The organism is Candidatus Defluviilinea proxima (genome assembly GCA_016721115.1).
GTDB classification, from domain to species: domain Bacteria; phylum Chloroflexota; class Anaerolineae; order Anaerolineales; family Villigracilaceae; genus Defluviilinea; species Defluviilinea proxima.
In genome coordinates this window covers 3,347,714-3,371,855 of the sequence record JADKIW010000001.1, presented here as the reverse complement: position 1 = coordinate 3,371,855, position 24,142 = coordinate 3,347,714, and the positions used below count along the sequence as shown (strand labels likewise).

General features: G+C 48.2%; 19 protein-coding genes and 2 tRNA genes. 7 read left to right on the top strand and 14 right to left on the bottom strand.

Annotation, left to right across the window (positions count from 1 at the left end; genetic code table 11):
* Nucleotides 1–64: 64 nt before the first annotated feature.
* The 4 genes from IPP66_15560 to IPP66_15545 all read left to right on the top strand — a co-directional run bounded on the left by IPP66_15560 (nt 65) and on the right by IPP66_15545 (nt 4,733).
* Nucleotides 65–1,240: an MFS transporter gene (locus IPP66_15560; GenBank protein ID MBK9926691.1), complete on the top strand. Its 1,176-nt coding sequence runs from the start codon at nt 65–67 to the stop codon at nt 1,238–1,240.
* Between the two features lie 131 nt (nt 1,241–1,371).
* Nucleotides 1,372–1,830 (top strand): SsrA-binding protein SmpB, encoded by a 459-nt coding sequence (gene smpB, locus IPP66_15555; protein ID MBK9926690.1) that lies wholly within the window; start codon nt 1,372–1,374, stop codon nt 1,828–1,830.
* Between the two features lie 62 nt (nt 1,831–1,892).
* Entirely contained in the window at nt 1,893–2,669 is a 777-nt protein-coding gene (locus tag IPP66_15550; protein ID MBK9926689.1) for a hypothetical protein, read from the top strand.
* 42 nt (nt 2,670–2,711) lie between these two features.
* Nucleotides 2,712–4,733, top strand: coding sequence for a beta-galactosidase trimerization domain-containing protein (locus IPP66_15545; GenBank protein ID MBK9926688.1), 2,022 nt, complete (start codon nt 2,712–2,714; stop codon nt 4,731–4,733).
* Nucleotides 4,734–5,631: 898 nt separating this feature from the next.
* Here IPP66_15545 and IPP66_15540 read toward each other — a convergent pair.
* Nucleotides 5,632–6,816 (bottom strand): DUF362 domain-containing protein, encoded by a 1,185-nt coding sequence (locus IPP66_15540; protein MBK9926687.1) that lies wholly within the window; start codon nt 6,814–6,816, stop codon nt 5,632–5,634.
* 102 nt (nt 6,817–6,918) lie between these two features.
* Here IPP66_15540 and IPP66_15535 point away from each other — a divergent pair, with 102 nt between their 5' ends.
* Both IPP66_15535 and IPP66_15530 read left to right on the top strand, forming a co-directional pair.
* A complete protein-coding gene (locus IPP66_15535) occupies nt 6,919–7,053 on the top strand; it encodes a hypothetical protein (protein MBK9926686.1) in 135 nt (44 codons plus the stop codon).
* 64 nt (nt 7,054–7,117) lie between these two features.
* Complete coding sequence (locus IPP66_15530; GenBank protein ID MBK9926685.1) at nt 7,118–7,231, top strand: hypothetical protein; 114 nt, start codon at nt 7,118–7,120, stop codon at nt 7,229–7,231.
* Between the two features lie 147 nt (nt 7,232–7,378).
* On the opposite strand, the gene IPP66_15525 is transcribed toward IPP66_15530, so the two are convergent.
* From IPP66_15525 to IPP66_15510, 4 genes are all read right to left on the bottom strand, one after another.
* Nucleotides 7,379–7,924, bottom strand: a complete 546-nt coding sequence (locus IPP66_15525; protein MBK9926684.1) for a hypothetical protein — start codon at nt 7,922–7,924, stop codon at nt 7,379–7,381.
* Nucleotides 7,912–9,252, bottom strand: coding sequence for a PrsW family intramembrane metalloprotease (locus IPP66_15520; protein ID MBK9926683.1), 1,341 nt, complete (start codon nt 9,250–9,252; stop codon nt 7,912–7,914). Before IPP66_15520 ends, IPP66_15525 begins: the two co-directional genes overlap by 13 nt.
* A 5-nt stretch (nt 9,253–9,257) precedes the next feature.
* Complete coding sequence (locus tag IPP66_15515; GenBank protein ID MBK9926682.1) at nt 9,258–14,960, bottom strand: hypothetical protein; 5,703 nt, start codon at nt 14,958–14,960, stop codon at nt 9,258–9,260.
* A gap of 500 nt (nt 14,961–15,460) precedes the next feature.
* Nucleotides 15,461–15,532 (bottom strand) — tRNA-Met (locus tag IPP66_15510).
* A 273-nt stretch (nt 15,533–15,805) separates the two neighbouring features.
* On the opposite strand from IPP66_15510, the gene IPP66_15505 reads away from it, so the two are divergent.
* Nucleotides 15,806–16,462, top strand: a complete 657-nt coding sequence (locus IPP66_15505; protein ID MBK9926681.1) for a response regulator transcription factor — start codon at nt 15,806–15,808, stop codon at nt 16,460–16,462.
* Here IPP66_15505 and IPP66_15500 read toward each other — a convergent pair.
* The 9 genes from IPP66_15500 to IPP66_15460 form a co-directional block, all read right to left on the bottom strand.
* Nucleotides 16,451–17,674 carry a site-specific DNA-methyltransferase gene (locus IPP66_15500; GenBank protein MBK9926680.1) on the bottom strand — a complete coding sequence of 408 codons (1,224 nt, stop codon included), beginning with the start codon at nt 17,672–17,674 and terminating at the stop codon, nt 16,451–16,453. The two genes, IPP66_15505 and IPP66_15500, sit on opposite strands and share 12 nt — an antisense overlap.
* A 6-nt stretch (nt 17,675–17,680) precedes the next feature.
* Nucleotides 17,681–18,724, bottom strand: coding sequence for a L,D-transpeptidase family protein (locus IPP66_15495; GenBank protein MBK9926679.1), 1,044 nt, complete (start codon nt 18,722–18,724; stop codon nt 17,681–17,683).
* A 126-nt stretch (nt 18,725–18,850) separates the two neighbouring features.
* Nucleotides 18,851–19,096: a hypothetical protein gene (locus IPP66_15490; protein MBK9926678.1), complete on the bottom strand. Its 246-nt coding sequence runs from the start codon at nt 19,094–19,096 to the stop codon at nt 18,851–18,853.
* Nucleotides 19,097–19,284: 188 nt separating this feature from the next.
* Entirely contained in the window at nt 19,285–20,106 is an 822-nt protein-coding gene (locus IPP66_15485) for an NAD+ synthase (GenBank protein MBK9926677.1), read from the bottom strand.
* Nucleotides 20,099–20,950: a carbon-nitrogen hydrolase gene (locus IPP66_15480; GenBank protein MBK9926676.1), complete on the bottom strand. Its 852-nt coding sequence runs from the start codon at nt 20,948–20,950 to the stop codon at nt 20,099–20,101. The genes IPP66_15485 and IPP66_15480 overlap by 8 nt, the downstream gene beginning before the upstream one ends.
* A 60-nt stretch (nt 20,951–21,010) precedes the next feature.
* Nucleotides 21,011–21,097: transfer RNA gene (locus IPP66_15475), tRNA-Ser, on the bottom strand.
* A 23-nt stretch (nt 21,098–21,120) separates the two neighbouring features.
* Nucleotides 21,121–22,515 carry an MBL fold metallo-hydrolase gene (locus IPP66_15470; GenBank protein MBK9926675.1) on the bottom strand — a complete coding sequence of 465 codons (1,395 nt, stop codon included), beginning with the start codon at nt 22,513–22,515 and terminating at the stop codon, nt 21,121–21,123.
* A 1-nt stretch (nt 22,516) separates the two neighbouring features.
* Nucleotides 22,517–23,644, bottom strand: coding sequence for a ribonuclease D (locus tag IPP66_15465; GenBank protein MBK9926674.1), 1,128 nt, complete (start codon nt 23,642–23,644; stop codon nt 22,517–22,519).
* A gap of 65 nt (nt 23,645–23,709) precedes the next feature.
* Nucleotides 23,710–24,141, bottom strand: a complete 432-nt coding sequence (locus IPP66_15460) for a GNAT family N-acetyltransferase (GenBank protein MBK9926673.1) — start codon at nt 24,139–24,141, stop codon at nt 23,710–23,712.
* Nucleotide 24,142: the final 1 nt, after the last annotated feature.

Below are 24,142 nucleotides of genomic sequence, written 5' to 3'. Positions count from 1 at the left end.
AGGAAACGGCCATCACATATCATAAAACACCTCTCCCTCAATCAGGAATATAATCCAACCCGCCATGCTAAATAAACTATTCCGTCAGTCAGCCATCCCGGTTGAATATCGTCCCAATTTCATGCACCTGTATCTTGATATCGGCTGGTACGGTATCTTGAGCGGCTCAGCGATCAACTTCATCAGCATCTACGCCACACGCCTTGGGGCATCTGCGCTACAGATCGGTCTCATCGGCGCCATGTCGGCGGTTGTCAGCCTTGTGCTCGCAATTCCCGCCGGGCGCTGGCTTGAAACACAAAACAGAGGTCGTGCTATTTTTTGGTCCTCAGTTCTTTACCGTGCCGGGTTCATCTTGTTCGTTTTTCTTCCCTGGGTTTTCGACAAAAACGGTCAAGTTATCGCCATTATCGCCCTTACTTTTTTTATGGCAATCCCGCTCACTCCGCTTGGCGTGGGCTTCAACGCGCTTTTTGCCGAGGCCGTACCCGACCGCTATCGCGCCCATGTGGCAGGCACGCGTAACATCATGCTCTCAGTCACATTCATGGTCACATCCTTTATCAGTGGCATCATCCTGGAGAACGTCCCTTTCCCGGTTGGGTATCAAATCGTTTTTGGGATCGGAGCCTTCGGTGCCGCGATGAGCAGTTACCATCTTTATTTTGTTCGCCCCCTGCAAACCGACTCTCCCTCGCTTCCTTCTAAACCGACGCCTGATTCAGCGCAAACAACCGCATCTCCCCGTAACATTTTCGCCACACTCCGCCTCGACATATGGAACACTAAATTTAAAAAGGTCCTGCTCGCGCTAGGAGGCTTCCACCTTGCGCAATATCTGGCAATCCCGCTTTTTCCGTTGTACTTTGTCAACCAGCTTAACCTCAATGACGATCATATTGGCATCGGTACGGCATTGTTCTACCTCACCATGTTGGTCGGCTCTACACAACTCAGGAAATATGTCCATAAGATTGGGAACAAGAATGTAACAGGCTGGGGTGTTGTGGCGCTTGCTGTTTACCCGCTCCTACTGGCATATTCCAGTGAAGTCTGGCATTACTACGGGATCTCCATGCTTGGCGGGTTGGCATTTTCCATGATTAACGGCGCCTTCGCAAACTACATGCTCGAATATATCCCCGCCAGCGACAGACCATCACACTTGGCGTGGTACAACGTCATGCTCAACGCTGCCATCCTCACCGGCTCACTCGGAGGCCCGCAGTTGCAGATGTAATTGGTTTGGTAAATGCCTTGCTGTTGGCCGCATTTCTGCGCCTTATCGCCGGGATCTATATCCTCAAATGGGGTTAACCATCCAACCGATGGTTTCATGAAGAATAAAACAAGCGGTACAATCGTACTTATATGACTGAAGACTTTAAAGTAGTAGCCACCAACCGTAAGGCAAGTTTTGAATATTTCCTGCTCGAAACCTTCGAGGCGGGCCTTTCCCTGCAGGGAAGCGAGATCAAATCCATTCGCGCAGGGCAGATCAGCATCCAAGAGTCCTTTGTGGAGATCGAGAACGGAGCACAAGCCTGGCTCGTAGAGGCACATATCGCCCCTTATGAGCAAGCCAACCGTTTCAACCATGAGCCAAGGCGCAAGCGTCGTTTGCTTATGCATAAAAAAGAGATCCGCAAACTTTGGGATAATGTCCGCATCAAGGGTATGACCATCGTCCCTACGCGTATTTACCTCAAGAACGGGCGTGCCAAGATCGAGATCGCGCTGGCAAAAGGTAAAAAAGCATACGATAAACGCGCCACCATCGCCAAGCGCGATGAAGCCAGAAGTGCAGAACGGGAAACGCGCGTACGATAACGATCAAACCATTCTGCCTCTTTTTTTTAGTAGAGAGGTAAGAAGAAAGTTGAAAGAGCAACGTGCATCCATCCACAATAGGCGGCATCAACCAACTCCCTGAGAAAGAAAAAAGAGCGGTGTATGCCCGCTATATTCCCAGCGCGTTGATCCAAAAGTTCAACCTGCCTGAGATCGTTGACAACAACGATCTGATGAAGTTCCGCTTTGCGGAGGGGGCCAGCGACGTGGAAATGATGCTCTATCACAAAGCCGGTTTTCCAGACCCGATCCTTTACGCGCATCTGGCAGATACGCTCAACGGACAGATCCATGTTTTGCTGTACATTCTGAACGACCCCGACTCCCCTCGCTTCGATGTAGACAAGATGCCCGATGGAAGCCCCACACGGTTTGGGATCCGCAAACGCAACATGGAAGCAGAGCTGTTAGCGATGCAGGCTGGGCTGGCGCCGGGACAAGTGCGACGAGGTTTGCATTTATTCCGTCAGGCGTTGGATACATTTGAGGAGTTCGTTGTCAGTTTGGGGCATGACATGTATTTCGTTGAGCCGCTGTATTATCACAATGCGGTCATCTTCGAACGTCATGGATTCAGCTATCAGCTGGGAAGACGCCGGATGGAGAGTATCAACCTCGGGTTTAAAGAAGGAGGCGAATTCAGTCCAAAGCTTGATGGTTCGACTCCGTTTCGATCATCCAACGCAGGGAACAGTATCCGCTCGAGATCATGGGCGATTCACGATGGCATTATGGGCGAGCCATTTACGAACGTAACAATGTATAAACGCGTGGGGAAATTTGCAGAGGTCAACACTACAGCAAGTTGCGCATGGTAAGTTGTGCGCTGGGGGGATCACACTAACAATTGGAGATTTCACATGTTCACAGTTCCAACAAGACAGATCCACCTTGATTTTCATACATCAGAATTAATTCCGGGGGTCGGCAATCGTTTCTCGAAGGCCAACTTTCAAGAAGCTTTGAAGATCGGACACGTAAATAGCATAACGATCTTTGCGAGATGTCATCATGGTTGGTGCTACTACCCAACAAAGATTGGAAAGATGCACCCATCTCTTGACTTCGATCTGACTGGCGCAATGATGGAGGCCTGTCATGAGATCGGAGTAAGAGCGCCGGTCTATCTAACGAATGGCTGGTTCGCTCAAGAAGTGCCTGATCATCCCGATTGGCTGGCACGCCACAAAGATGGTACGCCAGCCACCATGAACCTCGACCCGAATGCTCTGCCAGATGATATAAAGCCGGGTTGCTCATGGTACGAGGCTTGTCCGCAAACTGGATATGGCGATTATCAATATGCGCTCATTGAAGAGATTTGCGCGCGCTACCCACGATTAGATGGTTTTTTCATTGACATCAATTGCTTCACCCTGTGTTATTGCAATGCCTGTCGTTCTGAAATGAAGAAACATGGGCTTGATGTAAACAAAGAAGCGGATGTAAGACAATGGTTTGTGCAAAAATGGGACATGTTCTTTCTGAATGCCTACACGCAAATCAAATCAGTACATCCCGATGCGTCTGTTTTCTTTAATCACTGTGCCGATCCGTATACGCCGGAACGTTTTGCCTACCAAACACATTTTGAAATGGAGGATATGCCAACGGTCTGGGAAGGATATGACCGTATCCCTTTTCGGGCTCGCTTTTTCAACAAGGTCGGCAAAGACTATGTAGGGCAAACCGGGAAATTCCACAAGGTATGGGGAGAGTTTGGAACGTACAAGAATCCCAACGCCCTACTGTATGAGTGCGCCACGATCTCGAGTTTTGGCGCCAAGGTCAATGTAGGTGACCAATTACACCCATCCGGTGAAATGAACCTCGACACCTATCGGTTGATCGGCAAAGTGTATTCCTACATCGAATCCATTGAGCCTTGGTGTTACGGCACTACAGGGACATCGAGACTTGGCATGGTTCTCAGCGGCAATAAACGAAGCGATCTGGGACTCTCAAAAATGCTGCTCGAAAATCAACTTGACTTTGACATTGTGATGGAAGGTGAAGACCTAACCAGATACGATGTCATCATTCTGCCGGATGCCGTGACATTGGACGAAGCGGAAGCCGTCCGTTTTCAGGCTTTTCTTGATAACGGTGGAAGCTTGTTGATGACAGGGAAAAGCGGCCTGAACAAAGAGGAAACTCGCTTTGCCATTGATGTAGGGGCTACATGGGAAGGCGCTTCGAAATTTGACGATGACTATTTACAGGTGGAACCCGCTATTCTTACAGAAGCAAATGCGTCTATCCGCCAACGAGGAGTCTTGAAGGAGGAAATTCCCTCACAGCCATTTCTCTTCTACGAGGCTTGTGGACAAGTCGCTGTAACCGATGGTCAGATACTTGCGAAGGTGTTGAATCCCTACTTCACCCGCCGCTATGGGCATTACAACGGACACTTGAACACACCATATGATCTATCAGAAACAAATGCTTCCCACAAAGCTGGCGTTATTCAAAAAGGCAATGTGATCTGGATGGGACATCCTGTTTGTAGTTTGTATAACGACCACGGCACACAACTGCATCGTGATTGGTTCATCGCAATTCTCAAGAAACTCTACAAAACACCGGTGTTGGATATCGAAACGCCCAGCGCCGCCAGAGTCAGTTTTTCATGGCAAGGCGCACAGAATCGATATGTGCTTCACGTGACATACGCCTCGCCCATTCAACGTGGAGAAGTACGTGTTATTGAGGATTTGCCTTTCTTATCAAATGTCCCTGTGAGATTGCGTATCAAAAAAGCTGTGAAGCGTATCTATCTTGCCCCGCAGGAAACAGAGATACCATTTCACCAAGAAGACGAAATAGCGGAGTTCTCAATTTCATCCATACAATGTCATCAGATCATAGTGTTAGATGTGTAACAGATCATCAATATGAGTTAACAAAAAAAGACCACAACCTGTGTTGTGGTCTTTTTAGTAGCGGGGGCAGGATTTGAACCTGCGACCTTCGGGTTATGAGCGTAAACCCTGTTGCCGCACTAATTTAGTGTATAGTTCATTTCACGAACAACTTTCAATGCTTTGGTTACTTCGAGCTTAAGGTACTGCAATCGACATTTTTCACTCTATCAAGAGAATATATTGATGTCAAACAGATTATGGTGCACTATTCTGAAGGCCAAGAACACAGGCATATGTTGTTACGGTGCCAGCACATGGGCTTGCTCCCATGAAACACGAATATTTTTGGGATGCGATGAATTGAAATAGTATCACAAATACGGATGTCCATCTTTGAACACTGTCAGTTATCCATTAGTAAGTTGCTAAAACGTCGAGATTTAATGAATACCCCTACCGTAAATGGACGGGGCATCACCCGGGAAGGCACAGACCCATACAAAATTTCTTCTTAGACTGCAGAGCGGGAAGTATTAGTCTCATAAAGGGAGAAAACGATGACAAAAACGGGACAATTTTGTGACATGGAAAATCCACATATATCAGAATTAATAATACTAGTCGCAAAGCAATCTACTTCAGAGAGAGTAAAGACCTTGATCACTGAGACTTTTACGCATACTTGATTGAAAATCTCATTCACCAAGGAACTGTTATGTAAGGTTTAACTCTTGCAGGTCGCTTCTTCAAGAATTGAGTGTGACCACATCTCACCCAAAACCAAAATTGGCATCAATCAATGCGAGACCCCATCTAACCCAAACACCGACAGATGTTGTGAGAAGATGTTACGCCACTTTATATAGATACTCCTACGTCATTAGCACACTTCTTTTTGGGCTAACATTTTTATCACTCATCGAACTACTTTGAATGGAAATATATGACTTCCAATAGCCCCACCAACAATATTGATCTCTGAAAGCTTGTTGGTTCCCAAACCTGCTTCTCGAGCCAACCACAAATGATTGTCAGCATAGGTAAATGGATGCGAACCAGATGGAGCATCAGGGTCAAAACCCATTAGAGCTGTAGAAACAGTATCAGCCACAACTGGATTTTTACTAGCAACGATCAAACCCGGTTGTACTGGGTTATATCCTGTATCCCATGCACCAGCTCCCCCTTCGGCAGTCTTAATTCCATCTACCAACGCAAGATGCACCGGTCTAGCCAAATTCAGATCGATAGCCACTCGCGGTAAACGCCTATCATATACTGTGGATTCATGGAAAGCCGAACGATGGTTTTGACTCTCATCACGCCGATATAAGCTAATAGGTGCTAACCCTATCAGGTTTTTCAATGATAAGGTAACCCCAGTTGTGCTGTGACATTTCATCTTCGCAAACGAGACAAAGACATCTGCCTCTTTGAGCACTCCATTCATATAGAAAACATCGTAGATTTGTCTGCCAGAACCCACAGGGAATGTGGCAAAGTCGGCGTATGGGGCGGGTTTGCAAAGATCAACCAGGGAAGCATTGACACGTGAGGCTACATCTTCATATCCCCATGCCTTGAAGATCGATTCATCTCCCAACCCCTCCACTATACGAATCGACCCTGCGCCGGCATCAATCAGTAATTCAGCAAACGCCTGTATCAGTGCAGGATGAGTAACAAAGAGCTCTGTGGGGAATGCGGGTAAGTTGGCATCAGACCATGTATTGCCAGTTAAGTTGGGTTTAATCACCACCCGTGACCCTGGCCGAACAAGACCTGCCAGTCCACCGATCTGCTGGAACATTTCCTGCAATTTTTCACGAAGTCGTGAGACATCATAGGTATTTATCTGTCCAATTGCAGCTGTGGACTGGCTATCGAGCGTTGCCGTCGGCTGGGGAGATGGTGTATGAGATGGAACCACAGTCGCTGATGGTGCTACTATGGCTGTTTGTGGCGTGTTCGGTAGAGCCGTGACGATTTCAGTTGGTGCATTCAATGTGGACGGCTGCAAACCACACTGATGTAGGAAGAAGGAAAGCAGTGATGTCCCCATTAATTTCAGGAACTGACGTCTACGGATTGGTGTTTTCATAATGAGATGCTCTACAACTTCTTTTTGTTATTTTACTCGTTTTCAATCTACTGATTATGTCAGGGACCGATCTCCATCCTTACCGCCGGACAGTTGGTCAAGGTGGAAGTAAGTGTACAAATGCCTGATGACGTATTCTTTGTTGTAGTGGAGGATTATCTCCCTGGTGGTTTGGAAACTCTAAATGAAGGATTGAGCGCAGCCAACCAAGTCAGCATTGAATATGTGGGGATATGAGGACTACAGGCCATATTATTGGCAAGACTATGGCTACAACTACAAGTAAATCCACGGGGGTCGTGTGGTCTTTTTTATCACATCCGTCGAAAAGGGTAACCGCACATTCACATATTATGCTCGTGCAACGACTTCTGGGCAATTCATCGCTCTGCCTGTCCAAGCCTATGCTAAGTGATTGTCAAAACGAAAGAACGCAATATGCACCGTCCAATCAAGAACGACGGTGTGTATTGCGTTTTGATTTCCTCTATTTCCTCTTCTTCAATAAATTTATTGCTTAAGACCTGCTACCCACTTTGGCAAATGGGCATCAAAAATTGCCTTAACGAATAAACCCTTTTACCACAACCACACCATCACCCCATTCTGCGGAAGTGAAGCGCACCGGGAGCAGTTCTGCGCGGCGAAGTTGATGTTGAATTTCCTGTTCGATCGTGTCTTTCATTGAACCAGGTAACGGTAGATTCAAATCCAGAATTTCGACAACGGGCAGGCCATCTTCCAGTGTGACACGTGCTTTTCCGCTGACATGGAAATGTAAGCCCGTGATAATGACATCCCCTTCACCTGAAATTGAATCAGGTGTGATGTGAATTTCAGGGTAAGCAAACGGGATCTGGGGCCAGCGATTCAGATACCACGTAATGGTTTGCTCCGCTTCAAGTTCGGACAGTGTTACCTCCCAAGTTTCACCGGAATGTTCTCCTGAATGGATATAATCCAACAATGCGCGAACCTCAGGATCCATGATCGGTTCGACTACATGCGGATTGGATGCAGCCAGTAGAATTTGCCCCCAGGTGAATAGGTTGGCGAAGATCACCCCCAACGCAATAAAGAGGTTCAGGCGTTTCTTCATGGCAGCCATAGCTTGAGTCCTGCAATTCCTGCGGGGACGATCGCGATCAAACAGGCAATTGCCCAGATCGCCGCCGCACGATCAGAGGGAATGAAGCGTTCTTCATCGGATGTGCCTTCTGATAGTAGAAATGGCTTGTCATGTCCGTAAGCGCGTCCGATCCATAAAGCGGAGATGCCAAGGATGATAAGGAACGCCAGCGTTGTTCCAGCCGCGGAGAGACCAAGGATATCGATCTCAGGAGGCAGATCTCCAAAGAAGCGCGCCCCGCCCAACGATATGACAAGAAGCGAACCTCCATTCCATACCGCATGAACCGTTGTCGCAATCCCAAACCGTTTCCACCAATTTTTGCCCGCGTCCTTTTCACCGCGCAACACGTCCCGCCAGCCAAGCGCAACCAGTCCCGACCCAAGCGGATGTAACGCGCTGCCCAACGCGCGCACAAGCAAAATGCCTGCCCAGATATAAAACCCGCTTGTGGCATATACCACGTTCTCAAGCGCGGCAAACCCCGCGCCAGCCAATGCACCAATCCAGAAGGTCTCCTGTTTGTTCAAGTTGCGCACCAATGGCAGAACAACCAAAGGCTTTGCGATCTCCTCGGCAAGTGGGGCGATGATCGCAAGTTGTGTAAAGAGATAAATGAAACCGCGATCTGTCAGGGCATTGGCAACATCCCTGCTTGATAGTTCACGGAATACAACACGCATACTGTCAGCGACCGTATCTGCAAGGTCAGAAATCAAAGCGAAGATGACGACCGGCAGCAGGATCTCCAACACAATGGCGATGAAGACACTGACCGTCGCTCCTCCTGTAAATGCAAGCAGGCCGCGCCTCCAACTCAGAGATGGCTGGTTCAACTCCCCCTCCTGATGCTCCTCTGATGGCTCTTTCACTTGCTTTTGCTGTGCGCGTGGAATCATCCAAATCACTGCCCATAAGGGTGGCAGCATTGCGCAAGCCAGCATGATGGGCGGGAACAAAATTGCGACCGCAAAGTCAGATGATTGGAAAACCAACCCGATGCTGAGCAACAAGATAAATGCTCCCAGCATCAACATGGGCTGCAAGGTAAATCGAATTGGATTCGATGGCTTATCCTTCAAGGCACGGTTGCCATGTATATACGCTACAGCACCTGCCCCAAACGTAAGCAACGCAAATGTAAGACTGACCACCCCATAGATCGCCGCATCTGAACCGCTGGAGTTTATCAACAGCAATGGCACGATACAAAGCAGATTGATCGTGAACGGCAAACCCATGATGGCCAGGATCAAGCCAATAATCATGACAGTACGTTTGTGCCAGGTTGGTGTTGAGTTATTCATATGTCTTATTCCCAAGTCTCCAGCACTTGCTGCCAGGCTTTGATCGTCTCAAGTCTGCGCTCCACAATGATTGCCAGGATCACCAGCACCAAACCGATCAATCCAAACGTGATCCACTGATTCACTTCCTGCAAGGCGTTGAGTAATTGTCCCAGCCCTGCCAGCACCACACCCGCCATACCTGCATAGAAGAACCGCCTCAATCGCCGTGCACTACCCCACCAGAACGCAGCAAAGCCTTCGCTCCCCAACAACAGCGCAAATAACCAGCCAAAGGAGAGTGTTTGCCAAAAGAGCGAACCCAACATCAACAACATTGCCATGTAATCCAACCAGCGTGCAAAGGGCTTGTTGCTGCGCGTCCACTCCACAAAGCCAATACCCAACAAGTATAGCCCCGCAGGAAGTGCATACCACTGCAACTGCCGCAGATTATCCCACGCGTTGATGTAGTACGCATACAGGAACCATCCAGCCATCAACATGCCAAACGCCAGATAACTAAGTCGAACACGTTTATACACGGCCGAAGCGGCAATATACAACAGGCCGATCAACGATAACACCCACACCGCCATGTATACCGTCTCAGTATCCACGATCTGGCGGAAAGACGTTCCGAAGAACGCTCGAACACTCCAGCGAGCGATGTCAACGCCGAGGATCGTACCTATTCCAAGCGATAGGATGGATAGAATGATGGCCGACCTCTGTAATGGAACTTCCCAAACCGAGTACCAACTCCGCACTGGATGGGAAGCAACATCTCCCTCACCCGAACCTGTATACGCTTTCAACAAGGTGTATCCAAACCCCAAAGCGCCATATCCCAACGCCAACGCCGCATAATGGACAGGTAGATTGATGTTCAACCAATCTGCTGCCTCACGCCATTGCACCAATGCTGAAAACCCCAGGAACGCACTGACATATGACAGAATGGGCGCCGACCATAAGGAAGCCAGTGCAGCTATTATTAACATATTGATGATCGAAACCCATGCGCCTGCGAATGTTCCACCTACACTTCCCAATTGCGAGAACAGAACATCAATCAATACGAACAAATAAAATGGGCGCGACCAACCAACGAACAATCTTTGTATGTGCAATGGAGAGCCTTCATTCAAACGCCTTTCGACAAACAACCCACTGGCAAGCATGAGTGTGGTCAATGGAATGAAGCGTAGCCATGCTTCTGCCTCCGCAGCGGTTCGCCACAAGCCGAATGTATCCAGATAAAAGCCGAGACTGAAATGAGTGGTGAGGAGGGCAGTCAACAGCCAGAAACGTGACTGGAAACGGTAAACTGCCCACCCGTAGAATGAAGCGAGCAAAAGGAAGTTCAACGCGATCTGCCCTGAGTTTGAGTCTGTGAAGAAGGGAGCAACGGTCGCCAATCCCAATCCCAAAATATAAAGTGGAAGCGCCCACCAGTTGAGAAAACGGTTTACGAGTTTGGTAAACCACCTGCCCTGGAGGCTTGCCAAGCTTCCAAAGCGACGATCCAACGCCAGCCCTGCCGCTACTACAAGCACCGCCCCGGGAAAGAGACTTAGTCCTTGATACTGTAATGGAATGGATGAACGTTGAATAAGTGCTGCATACGGCACAACGATAAGCAGGGAAGCGGGAGTCAGCAATAGGGGCTGGTGCAACCAGAAGGCGCAGACTGCATAAAGCAGAGCGGCAGCCCCGTAGCCCCAAATGGCTCCTGTTTGGTCGAGGCTGGAGGGAGGCAAGCCCAGAGCGGTAACAGCGAAGCCTGCGATGATGAGGACCGAAGCATAGGAATCCGATTGGGCACGCCGTAAAACCCATGCGCCGACGAGATACACAGCAGCCAACCCGATCAGCCACCATCCTTGCCGCTCTGCAGGGACATTTGACTCGTTGAGGGCAATGATGAGCGAGAGAGCCGTCAAGGAAGTGGCTGGATACAACCACAAAGAACTTCTAAACAACCACGCCGACGTAGCCATCAGTAGCGCATCATAAAGAAGCGCTGCTGCGACCATGTTTTGAACATGTGCAACCATCATTGTGCCAATCATGATGGCGATATAGCCTGTCAGATAGGCAGGTAATCCGTAGGCGCGTTTTAGTTCGGGTCGGGGAGCGATGCGTTCAAGAAAGATGCCAGTTGCTAGACCCAGAACGCCAAATGTGAGGATGAGTAAGCCGAAATGTTCATGGAGCGCATTTGGCGAAAGATAATCGAGCCAATACACGCTCCAAAGAGGAATGAGGCCGAGGGCGGGGTAAAGGAACTTTGTTGCGGTGAGAGGGGATAAATTGTCACTGGTTGTTTGCGTTTGTTTGTGATTTAACCATGCAGAGACAGCATACAACGCGATGGATAAACCAACCGTGTAAAGGCTCGCATCTGTGTTTGCGATTGCCCACAGTATCGAGAAGGGAAGCAAAATGTAGGTCGCTGTTTTGAGCGGTTTTGCATAAGCGAACGGAGCACGTGATGCAATCAGCAAACCGGTCAGGAACAATATCCATGCAAGGGCTGTCCAACTCACGGCAAAATCAGGCAGAGATGGCTTGAAGGCTGTGAACCATCCAAGGTTTGTGATGATCGTCCATGGAGCGAAGACCACAATAACTGCGAACCAGACAAAACGTGCTTTTTGGAATAACCGTGCTGAGAGAGCGTATAACGCTGTGATAATGAGCAGACCAATTGCTGCCCAGGTTTGTTGAATCCGCCCGCCACCAAGGAGGATCAAGTTGCGGACAAGCGCCAGCACGATGATGGCAACGGAGGCTGTCCAGCCAGCGATGAGCAATGGACGTTTGTATAATCCCCAGGCAAGTTGGAAGAACGCACGTCTGTGCCTTTGCAGGGACGCGCTTCGCCTGAGATGATTCAGTCCACGTTCGACGAACACCATTAGAACTGCGATGATCGCACCTTTGGCGGCGAGGGAGCCATGTCCACGGCTGTAAATGATGGCGATAAATCCGCCTCCAGCCATGCCAAGCCATGCAGCAATGTGACCCCAGAATTCCTGATACCGCCCCCATGCAAAGATACCGTAGATCACGCCAAGTAATAACTGATCTGCCGCGCCCCAGAGTTGTTGGGTGTCCGTCCATTCTTCAGCGCCGATAATATCAAGCAAAAAGTTGAAATATATTCGCGCGAGGACAATCAGCGCTATCAAGTGGGCTGTGTGATACAGCGGTGCAAGGAAGTCATATCTCCCGAAGGATAATTTTCTGCGTTCTGCCTCAAGCCCCGCAATGAAATAGATTGCTACCAGAAAACATAATGCGAAGGTGATAACTTCATTATTTACTTCAGCATGGTCGAGAATGTGCCAAAGACCCCATGCAGTGACGAGTCCCGCAGGGTAGAAGCCCAATCGTTCCTGTGATAACAACGTGTCGGTGAAATACAACACTCCAGCGGCAAGCAATGTAATGGGCAGAACATAACCGTCTGAAGCATTTGCGAATGCAATCATCAAAGCAACGACGCTGACGGTTAATCCAGTTAAGCGCCAGGGAAGATAGAATTCTCTTGCAACGGAATTCAAGCGATGACTTAAAAGCACCATCAACCAAGCGAGACCAATTAACAATAGCGGAAGCACATAATCTGGGAATTCGTTATTCCTGTTCACGATCCACACCCAGAACGGAAGCGGCAAACTGGCTAACCAGTGATAGATCGCACCCGTGTTGATCAGGTCTTTGAATAAACGCGGTTTCTCCACAGGTTGAAGCGGATTGAAGCCGACCTGTCCACGATGAGCAAGATAAGCGCCCCATGCCGAAAGGGCGATCCAGTTGCCCAAAGCATATGCAAGTAACTGTCCTTCATAGAGGAAAAGTGGCGGGAGAATTGACAATACAGCAATGAAATATGCCGCGATGACAAGGGTCCGCAGGAATGGTGTTCTATGTTCAAGATTTGGCGATGGGCGTGAAAGCCTGAGAACAAGAAGGATATGGAGAATTGCCAGTGACGCCCACCCAACCCCAACTTGATTCAAGTTAAGGTTCAACTCGGTCATAGCAAATGTGGACGCGGTGAACGAGAAGAAAGATGTCCCGTAAAGCGAGCGTGGTTTCTGCCAGAGCATTGCAGAGAGGGCAGTACTGAAAACCAAAACTCCATGAGATACGGCTGCGGCTGTTCCACTGTGGAGATCGGTCAATGAAAGCAGTGCGGCAATGATGATGAGGGCAGTGCCCCAGCGCGTGGCAGTGTGTCCATGCGAGGAAAGGACTTCATCATCCTTGAAGGAGGATAATTTGTATCCCGTAAACACGTACAGCGGAGTCAAACAGGTCAATCCTAATGCGTGCCAGGCAGGATTGATATCTGCATGATAGAAGATAGCTCCCTGCGCCATATAAACCGAGATTGGCAATGTGATCGCGGCGAGGATGCCTAGACTGCGACTGCGATGATAGATTGCGCCCCAACCGAAAATGAATCCGCCAAGAAACCAGTTGACCGACATGGCGTAGTGAAGTGTGTCGAAAGTGTCGCGCGTGATGAGGCGCAGACCCAACGTCAGCGGCATTGCAGCGGCAGGAATCCAAAGCGCCAGATATCGAAAAGGATCAGCGAAGACTTGCCAGCGACCAGGTCGGGGATGATGAGAGATCCTTGTTCCCAAAATGATCATAACCACAGCGAGAATAGAAATCGCAGCGGAGTACCAGTCACGTGAAATGTCTGTTGTCACTTCGATGAGGGAGAGCAATGTGCTTCCCGCGGCGAGTCCTGTAATATATCCGAAGAAGCGGCTTTGGATGTAGAGCGCAGAAAGGATGTAAGCAATCAAACAGGCAAGCGATGTAATCAACCAGAACTCAGCCCATCCAGCAGGTGGCGAACCGTAATTGGCATAGATGGTGTATGAGTCGATGGGAATCAACAACGCGGCGATGGCGCTGAGCGCAAGTGCAGAACGATCTAAATGTGTCTTGGTGCGTACAACCTGTCCAAGAACAAAGAATAACGCAGTGAAGCCAAAAGGGATGGCAACACGAACAGGTGGCGGGAAATCCTCCCAGCCCCAAACGACGAACGAGACCGCTGCGACGAACAACAAGAAGATGCCGAGAAAGAGCAATGCCTGTAACGTTCGTTCAGAAAGGATCGAGCGCCACAACCGTTCACGCAAAGGCGGACGTGGAGGCGCGGGGACAGCAGGAACAGTCTCGGGATGAGGAGAAAGTGTGGCCGTCTCCTTTTTTTGAATTGGCCTTTCCGCTTCTTTCTTGACAGGAGGTCTGAGTGCGCTTTCCAGTTGGCTCTTCTCTGCCGACAACTGGCTCAACACTTTCCCCTGCGCTGTTAAGGAACTAAAGTCACCCCTCAATATTAGGCGTTGAACGGCTTCTTCGAGAAAGCTGAGTTCATCCAGCCTTGTGGGTGGAGAAACTTCTGTCTGCGGCCTGTCATTTCCCTCAAGACGCGCTTGTAATTCCAGCAGGCGTGCATAATAACGGGGGAGGAAACCCGACTTAACCCAGCCAGCCTTCGACCATATTTCGATTTGCTCAAACAGAACCTCATGATGACGAAGTTCCGTCCACGCCTTTTCCGCCTCTTCAGGTGTAAATCGGACATACGTCAACCACAGCTTAGACTTGACTTCCTGTTGACGGGCTTGATAATGTTTTTGCAGATGTTTGGGAAAATTTTTGAGGATGCCCTGTTCGACCCACGTATCCATCTCGCTCAATAGCCAATCCAGCCGAGAGAGTTCCTCGATTTGGTTGGGATCCCCATGAAAACCACATTTTGAGCAGGTCCCATCTAAGATGAAGTCGGAGTGCCTACACCGTGGGCAGTGCATGGATTCATTATCGCATAAGAAGAATCAATCAGCAAGTGCGACTTTGTTACAACACTACGACAGAAATCTAACAATTTCTTATTAGGGCCCAATTAGAGTATCCAGGGGCAAATATTGTCCATTCTCAAATACAAATTAGCGTCCCGACATATCCGATGTCACAGACATCTACTCTAAAAATATCACGTTCGTAACCAGACACTGTTACGGATGCGGACCTTCTGCACTCTTATATTGCAAGAACCCGGTAATGCTTACTGATACTCAAGCCTTGAGATCGTTGTTTCATTGAAAATTTCCTTTTGTTGAAGTCTCTTTGAATCAAAGACCGCCAGACTACTCAAATTAACATAGTCTGGCGGTCTTTGATTGTTTAGTAGCGGGGGCAGGATTTGAACCTGCGACCTTCGGGTTATGAGCCCGACGAGCTGCCACTGCTCCACCCCGCATCGTTTAGTAAAGCCCGCCGATATTACCATAGCCATCAGGGGGTGTCAAGCAATCATGAAAAAATTACACAAGAATCTCACGAAGACAATAGTACCAATCTCATATGGCATATCTTGATAAGAATTTTGATTTGTAGTTTAATGAGCGTCACCTTAAAAAATTCAATGACCTTGCAAGAAAACTTTTGTTAAGATTTAAGGTATAATGATTCTCAGCAAGACAGATATAAACTATTAGCAAGTCATTATTTATTAAAATTAATTTTCAAACCAATGAAAAAAGCAACCATCCTGGTCATCGAAGGACGACACGCAGAAATCCCTTCTTTTGCAAATGATTTGCAAAAGAAGGGATTTGATATTCGTTCATTTCAAAATGGAAGTCAGGCTGTTACAAAGATCAAACAGATCAATCCAAGCCTGGTTGTCATTAATGCCGCTTCATTAAGAAGCACTGGCATTCGTATTTGTCTTTCTGTTCGCAAGAAAGATCCCAAGCTTCCTATTATTCTCATCCTTGAAAAAGAAAAGCCAGTGGATGCGGACTTGGCAGAATCCATTCTCGCTCTGCCATTCACTGTGCAAAAACTTGTCAATCGTATCAAAGCACTTCTACCCAGTGACGGTAAAAATGTTGTCAACGCCGGGCCGATCCAACTTGACCTTGAACACAAACGTGTTCGCTGTCTCGGCAAGAGCACAAAGCTTACACCACGATTGATCACTCTTCTAAATATTTTGATGGATAAACACGGAGAAGTTGTCGAGCGCGAGTCCCTATTCAAAAAAGTATGGGAAACAAATTATACGGGTGACACACGCACGTTGGATGTTCATATCTCATGGTTGAGACGTGCCATCGAGCTTGACCCCAATAACCCCAAGTTTCTCAAGACCATTCGCGGTGTTGGTTACCGCTTAGACGTTTAGTTGATACTGTTTTCCTTTGACAGTCACCAGTCGGATGCAGACATTGCTTCCGACTTTTGTTTTTAACTCCAGAGGAATATCCCCGCTTCGTATCGGACGTTTGGCCTGTACAACACTCTTGAATATTTTCCCATCCCAAGCGGGGTCCACTTCCCAATAATCTAGATCAAGTTTTGTATCCAATGAAATTAAATCTTTCGACACATTGACTTTGGTCGTCTTAGGCAAAGGCGAAAACGGTACAGCAAAAGACATGTCACGTTCAAAAGAAAAAACAGCTTTGTTCTCAATCAAACGATTGCGCGTTGTATGAATGGCGCGAAAATTCTCATCGCAGGTAATAAAGTGACGTCCATGCTTTGATGCGACATAAGATGTTGTCCCAGAGCCACAAAAGAAATCTGCAACGATATCGCCTGGGTTGGAAGAAGCTAAAACAATTCTCTCAAGCAAAGCGTTGGGTTTTTGAGTTGGATACCCCGTACGTTCATTGTGCAAACGAGCGATAACCGGGAAATACCACCAATCTTCAGGCACTTTACCGCGCTCCAGATCAGGCACCTTACCAAAGCCCGCCTTGGATGAAGATTTGAATGTATTAACTGTGTTTTGATTATAGGGCTCGCGGACAGCATCAGCGTTAAAGGTGTATTCTTTTCCTTTTGCATAGGAAAGGATTGTGTCATGCTTGCGATTGAAGGCGCTTCGAATCGGGGATGGACCATGATATGTCCAAATGATCTCGTTTAGAAAGTTTTCTGCGCCAAGTAGCTCGTCCAAAATGAGACGCGCATATGCATCGGCGTGCCAATCGAGGTGCAAATACAGCGACCCATTCGGAGCAAGGAGACGAACCATCAACGCAAGGCGCTGATAGAGAAAATCAAGGTATTCGTCAAGATCATTCCAATCATCCTGATACCCATCAACCAATTCCCATTCATCAGGCTTGCGGGAATCTTCTCCACGACCGACACGCGCTGGGAACTTACGATTTGTAAAAAATGGAGGGTCAGCGTAGATAAGGTTGATCCGCCCTTCATACTCTGGGAGCAATGCCGCGAGAACAGAAAGGTTATCCCCAAGGATCAATCGGCTTTTAGGTTTGGCCTTTGGATAGCCAATCCCACCTGGGTATATGATCGAGTCAGTGATGAGAGAAGCAGGCTTCGGTGACGCAAGATGCTTCCCTGTCCAATGTATGGATGGCATATATATTTAGTAGTGGATCAGCACAGGTGTGCCATATCCGCGATTAGTAGACCGGCCGATTTGGTGAGGAGGCAAAGCCCAACGAAAGAGCCATTTGGCATCTTCGTTTCGCATGTTGATACAACCGTGACTCATAGGCACACCAAAATTCTCGTGCCAATAGGTTCCGTGGAAGGCATGGCCTTGTTCCGTAAAGAAACATGTCCATGGGACACCAGGCAACTCATAATCGTCTGCATCGGCAAAAAGATTCCCATTCCCCATGTGCTTGGCGGGCATTTTCTCTTGAATGCGGAATTGTCCTTGTGGCGTTTTAGTGGAAATACCATTCGAGCCACGCGGACCGTTCGGGATACCCGAGGAAATAGTCACTTGAAAAACAGATTTATCGTACTCAAAAGCTGTAAGCTTCTGAGTGGTCAGGTCCACTTCAACACGCTTATTTTGGACTTCGACCTCAGGGGTGATCGGTGCCAATTCTGCCAAAGGAATGGGCTTCACATGAAGCGGATTGATATGATACGGGAAACCTGTCAGATCATCATAAACCCGATACCAGATTTCGCCCGTCGGGCCTTTCTCAACGGCATCCACCCAATGGACAGAACTATAGTACAGACGAAAGCCCAGTTGTTGCCAGCCATAAGTTTTGGTAGAACGCCAGGGTTGTGTAAACGGGACAGTCACTTCTACAAGTCGGGGCGTATTACCTTCAAGATAAGGAAGAGTTTCATTCCACAGAACTTTGACTTTTTGCAGACGGGCACGATGGATGTACCCACCCCACACACGATACCAGACTGGGTTATACGTAGGTTTCTCAACAGTTACTTCTTCATAGACGTGAAGTAATTCATCGCGATACCAAGTGGATGTAATACGACTCTCGTCATCGGGTTGGCTGTGTACGCTTACTTGATTCGTTGCCACACGGACGAGGTTGCTGTCGTCAAAGCCCAAAGAATTAGTCAGCGATGGTGTAAATGCGAAAGAACCAAGGCTCAAACCGCCGAGTTTTAGAAAATCACGTCGTGAGATTTTGGACATCATGTTCAAATTTTAATCGAAATCCCCTGTTTTCTGATAAATCTTATTTGCCGCTCACAAACTGGATAAGATTTTAAAGAAACAGCCCTCGTGAGATAGAGGGCTGTTGAAAGCTGTTTCAGTTATCGGCTAGGATTGAGCCGTTTCCACGATCATCCCTTTAAGCAAATACTCTTCCAGTGCTATAGTATGGGCGCATCGTTTATGTGTCAGAAAGAATTCGCAATCACAGTGAAAAACGCCATTGCCATAGCTGACATTGTGCTCGTTGTTGTCGCCGTGGAACGTCAGTTCAAACTTGTTGAAGCGAAAACGTGTGTGGTCCTCTGCATATCGTTTTGCTTTTTCCAACTTGCCGATCAGTCCGTAGTCCATAGTGAAACTCCTTTTGAAAGTTGATAAACAAAAAGGCACGCAATGAGACGCGTGCCTTGTGTCACCAAAAACAGATTATGTAATCTTCCATTCGCATGTTGGCAGTATAGTACTGTTCAAATCACAAGTCAACAGCCAAACCCATGACATTTGTCACGTGTATGGAAAACGTAAGGTAATCATTGGCCTTACGTACCCCAATCCCGTAAATAGAGGAAGTCGTAGCCAATAGTACGGTTGCTCAACTTGGCGATTGGGGGCATCATACGCTTAAACTGATTTCGCCGAACGCGTGTAGTGACCGCATTGACGAACTTCGGGTCGAAGCCATCTTCGATACATTCTTGTGGGCTGTAGCGATGATCCACCAACAGGTAAAGCAATCGATCCACTTGCTCGTATGTAAAACCGAGTTCGTTCTCGTCCGTTTGCCCCTCCCATAAATCTGCTGAAGGAGGCTTATCGATGATCGGCGCAGGGACGCCCAACGCACTCGACAATTGTCTCGCTTGCGTTTTATACAAGTCGCCAATGGGATTGATCGCCGAGGCCATATCACCCCACAATGTGGAGTAGCCTAGAAGGATCTCGGTCTTGTTGGATGTGCCAAGCACCAGTCCTTTGAACGCTTCTGATTGATCGTATAACACGATCATACGTGCCCGTGCCATGGCATTTCCCATGCGCAGTTTTGTGATCTGTGGATCGCGCTTGAACAACGGCTCGACCATATCCGTGATCTCTATCGTCTCATTCGGAGTTTTATACTGGTCGATCATCAATTGAGCGTGTGCCAACGAGTCACTGCTTGATAAACGATATGGCATGCGCACAGCCAATACGTTTTCAGGTCCAAGTGCTTCAACGGCAAGCGCAAATGAAAGCGCAGAGTCAAGGCCGCCTGAAAGACCAACCACTACGCGCGAAAAGCCAACACGCGTCACTTCAGATCGTATAAAGCCTGTCAATATCTGACGGGCAACAACAGTATTGATCGTAATATCAACCACGGGAAAGTATCCTATTCAATTCATTCTGCACAAGGGACGTGCGCTCGTCACGCAACAACGGCAAACGCGCACGTGTACGACGAAGTTGATTCAAATCCAGTTCGGCAAATGTCAACGCTTCTTCAAAATATGGGCCGCGCGCGATCAATTCACCGTTCGGGTCGTTGACCGTTGCCCCACCCCAGAAGAGCAATCCATCTTCATATCCCACACGGTTACAGTGCGCCACAAAAGATGTGAACATACTCGCATACGCTTTGCTGACACGCTCTACCCAACGAGCCGATTCAAGTTTTTCCTTATCATTCAATCCGCGCCCTGGAGAAGCAGACGAGAACAACATGATATCTGCACCATCAAGCCATAGCAAGTATGGAGGTGACGCATGCCAGAAATCTTCGCAGATCAACATGCCCACACGCCCGAAACGAGTATCAAACGAACGGACTGTATCACCCCAGGCAAAGAAGCGGCCTTCATCGAAAAGTCCATACGTCGGCAAATAGACCTTGTGATGCACATGCAACACCTTCCCTGCAGAGAGATAGGCAGAAGCAATATAAAAGCGATAGCGATGGTCCTGGTGGACGAATCCAACCGAAATGTCCAGATCATGACTCGCTTTGAGAAGATGCTTGAAAACAGGATCATCTTCCGTCGGCTTATGTGCAACTGAAGCGACCAAATCCTGCAGAACGTATCCCGTCAAAGATAACTCTGGGAATACGATCAAATCCGCTTTTTGGGCTTTGGCTTGTTCAATATATTGGATATGTTTTTCGAGATTAGATTCAACATCCCCAAGTTTTGTGGCGATTTGTGCGAGGGCAAGATTGAGTTTCATTGGAAGAATCTTACCATAAGAAAAAACTCCGAGTTCTTAAAGAACTCGGAGTTTTTTCTGCGGGAAGGGAGGGATTCGAACCCTCGGTGGACCGGAGCCCACAACGGTTTTCGAGACCGTCCCATTCAACCACTCTGGCACCTTCCCAATCGTGCGGGCGGTATTATATCTTAAATTTCCACGCTCGAATGTAGCTCAGGATAATATACTTCGCGAAGATTGTTATCATTCAATATGCCGGTCAGCGTTGTCGCCTGTTTTTCTTCTCCATGTACAAGAAAAACTTTCTTCACTGTATTTTTCACATTGACAGCGTACTTCGTCAATAGGTCCTGCCCCGCATGGCCTGAGAGGCCACCGATCGTGGCTACTTCAGCTTTGACCGTATAAGGCTCACCGAAAATCTTGATGTGTTTCTCGCGATCTGCAAGGCGACGGCCCAGCGTGAACGGCGCCTGCCATGACACAATGCAAACCGTATTTTTCGGGTTCTCAATATTATTGCGAAGATGATGCAAGATGCGTCCTGTTTCAGCCATACCGGAGGCCGAGATGATCACCATCGGATCCTTGCGCAGGTTCAACGCCTTGGATTCTTCAACAGATTGGGTGTAGGTCAATAGCTTGAAATCCAATGCGGGATGACGGGCTTCCTGTACAAACTTCCGCGTCTCCGCATCGAAACATTCAGGGTGCTTTCTGAACACATTTGAAGCGTTCACGGCCAACGGACTATCTACAAAAACAGGCGCCTGTGGCACATCACCGTTGAACATCATCTCATTCAAGTGATAAACCAACTCTTGTGTGCGTCCTACTGCAAAAGCAGGGATAATGACCTTGCCACCTCGCTTCAACGTCCGCTTGACCACATCGCGAAATTCATTGAACGCCAATGACGGGTCCGCATGAGATTTATCCCCATAGGTTGACTCCATCAATAAGTAATCAACATTTTCAGGTAATACAGGGTCTCGCAACAACGGCAGTTTATAACGACCGATATCACCCGAAAACCAAAAATGGATCTTACGCCCCTTCTCCTCGATCTCCAGTGAAACAGCCGCCGAGCCTAAAATATGGCCAGCTTCTACAAAACGCGCAGTAACACCGGGAAGAACTTCAAATGACTGGTCGTACTCCACACCGCGAAACAAATCAGCCGCATGTTGTGCATCCACTTCGGTATACAACGGCTCAATAGGTTCTTCGCCGCGCGCCAAACGCTTCCTGTTCACAAATTCCGCGTCCGCTTCCTGGATGCGTCCAGAGTCAGCCATCATGATCGTCGCAAGGTCAACGGTTGCACGCGTTGCATACACAAGCCCGTTATATCCATCCTGTACAAAATTGGGCAAGTTCCCACAATGATCAATGTGTGCGTGAGAAAGGATCACGGCATCCACTGTACGCGGGTCATAGGAAAACTTCAAGTTCCGAGCGTAAGTCTCTTCTCTTCGTCCCTGATACAGCCCACAGTCCAGTAAGAGGCGGTGACCGTTGATCTCCAGCAAGTGCTGGCTCCCTGTCACCGTGTGTGCCGCGCCGTGAAAATTAATTCTCATGTCAACCTCCGATCAAGCGATAGATCTGCTCTCCATATTTTTCAAAACGGTTTGGAGACCGGACCATAATAGACTTCACCATATCCAAACTCTTCGGCGGGTTCTCAGAAAAAGCGCTTAAATAAATTTTCGGAAGGATGATATCCGACTCAACTTTCATTGCTTCTGCGAGTTTCTTTCTCCAAGTCTTCAGCTTTTCCAAACGCCTAACCACCGCGTCACTCGGACGTTTAGCCTGCTCCCGTTCAACAAGCGGAGCATCCACCCCGCGCCGGGCCGCCGCTAAGATCCTCTTGCCCCACAGTTGTATCTGCCGCTGACTCAACCCCAACGCGGCCAAGTCAACGTCTTTCTCAGGAATGTTTCGTGCGATATCCAACAGAGTGGCATCAGACACCACCTTGAACAACGGACGATCCATCTCTTCAGCGATCTCATCACGACAAATACATAGTTCGCTCAAGATGGTCAATTCACGATGCGAAACATCTTTGCGAAAATTAAAACGCTTCCAAGAGGAACCGTTCAATTTTTCTTTTGGAGTATCCACATCACACGCCAACATGAAATCATCCTGTGCATATTCCCAACGACCCATTTCGCGCAATTCTTTTTCGAGTTGGTCGCGTAACATAAACAGATAATGGGTATCCATACGAGCATAATCGATCTGTGATGACGTCAATGGTCGTGCTCCCCAATCCGCCTTTTGGTGACGTTTATCCATCTTCACTGCGAATTTTTCTGAAAGGATATTATCCAATCCCACATATTTGTACCCAAGGATACGAGCGGCCTGCATCGTATCGAAAAGGTTGCAAAACTCAAAAGAAAAATCCCGCTTCAAGCAAACGAGATCATATTCAGCGGCATGAAATATTTTTTCAATGTTGGGGCTGGCAAATATGGGAGCGAGTAAATTCAGATCATCGAGTTCGAGCGGATCAACGACATAATCCCGTTTGGGTGTGGAAAACTGGATAAGGCATACCTGTTCACGATATGCATGCAAACTATTTGACTCTGTATCCACCGCAATACGCGATTGCGCAGATAGATCAATGGTCATGTGCCTGAGACTATTTTGATTATTCACCCACACAGGCGGCGGGAGCGCTTCAACTGTCATATAGGGTCATTATATCCCACACCAAAGGCGCTTGTCACTTTTGAAGCGACAAGTCGCCTCATGGTCTATAGTGTCTTTTCCATCACTAACGCATCTTCGTTATCGGAGTAGTAGTTCCTCCATAGATCAACGAAACGATAGCCTTCGGCTTCGTACAGTGCGATCGCTCCATGATTGGAGGCTCGCACGCTTAATTTGATACGTGGCAATTTGATCTGTGCCTCGCAAGCGCGCAACAACATTCGCCCGATACCCCGTCGTTGATAGCCAGGATCAACTCCAATGGTGGCGATCCAGGCTACATTTTGGGATGACCGCGGATCGCCTGCAACAAATCCGATCATCTGATCATCTTCCACTGCCTTGAGGCGGATCACTTCGGGCCATGTCAAGACGGCGGCCAAGTCAAGAATAGGCCAGGCATCTTTTTCAAAGCAAGCATGTTCAAGTCGCCGCAGTGCATTGAGGTCAAGCAAAGTTGCTGTTTGAATTTCCATG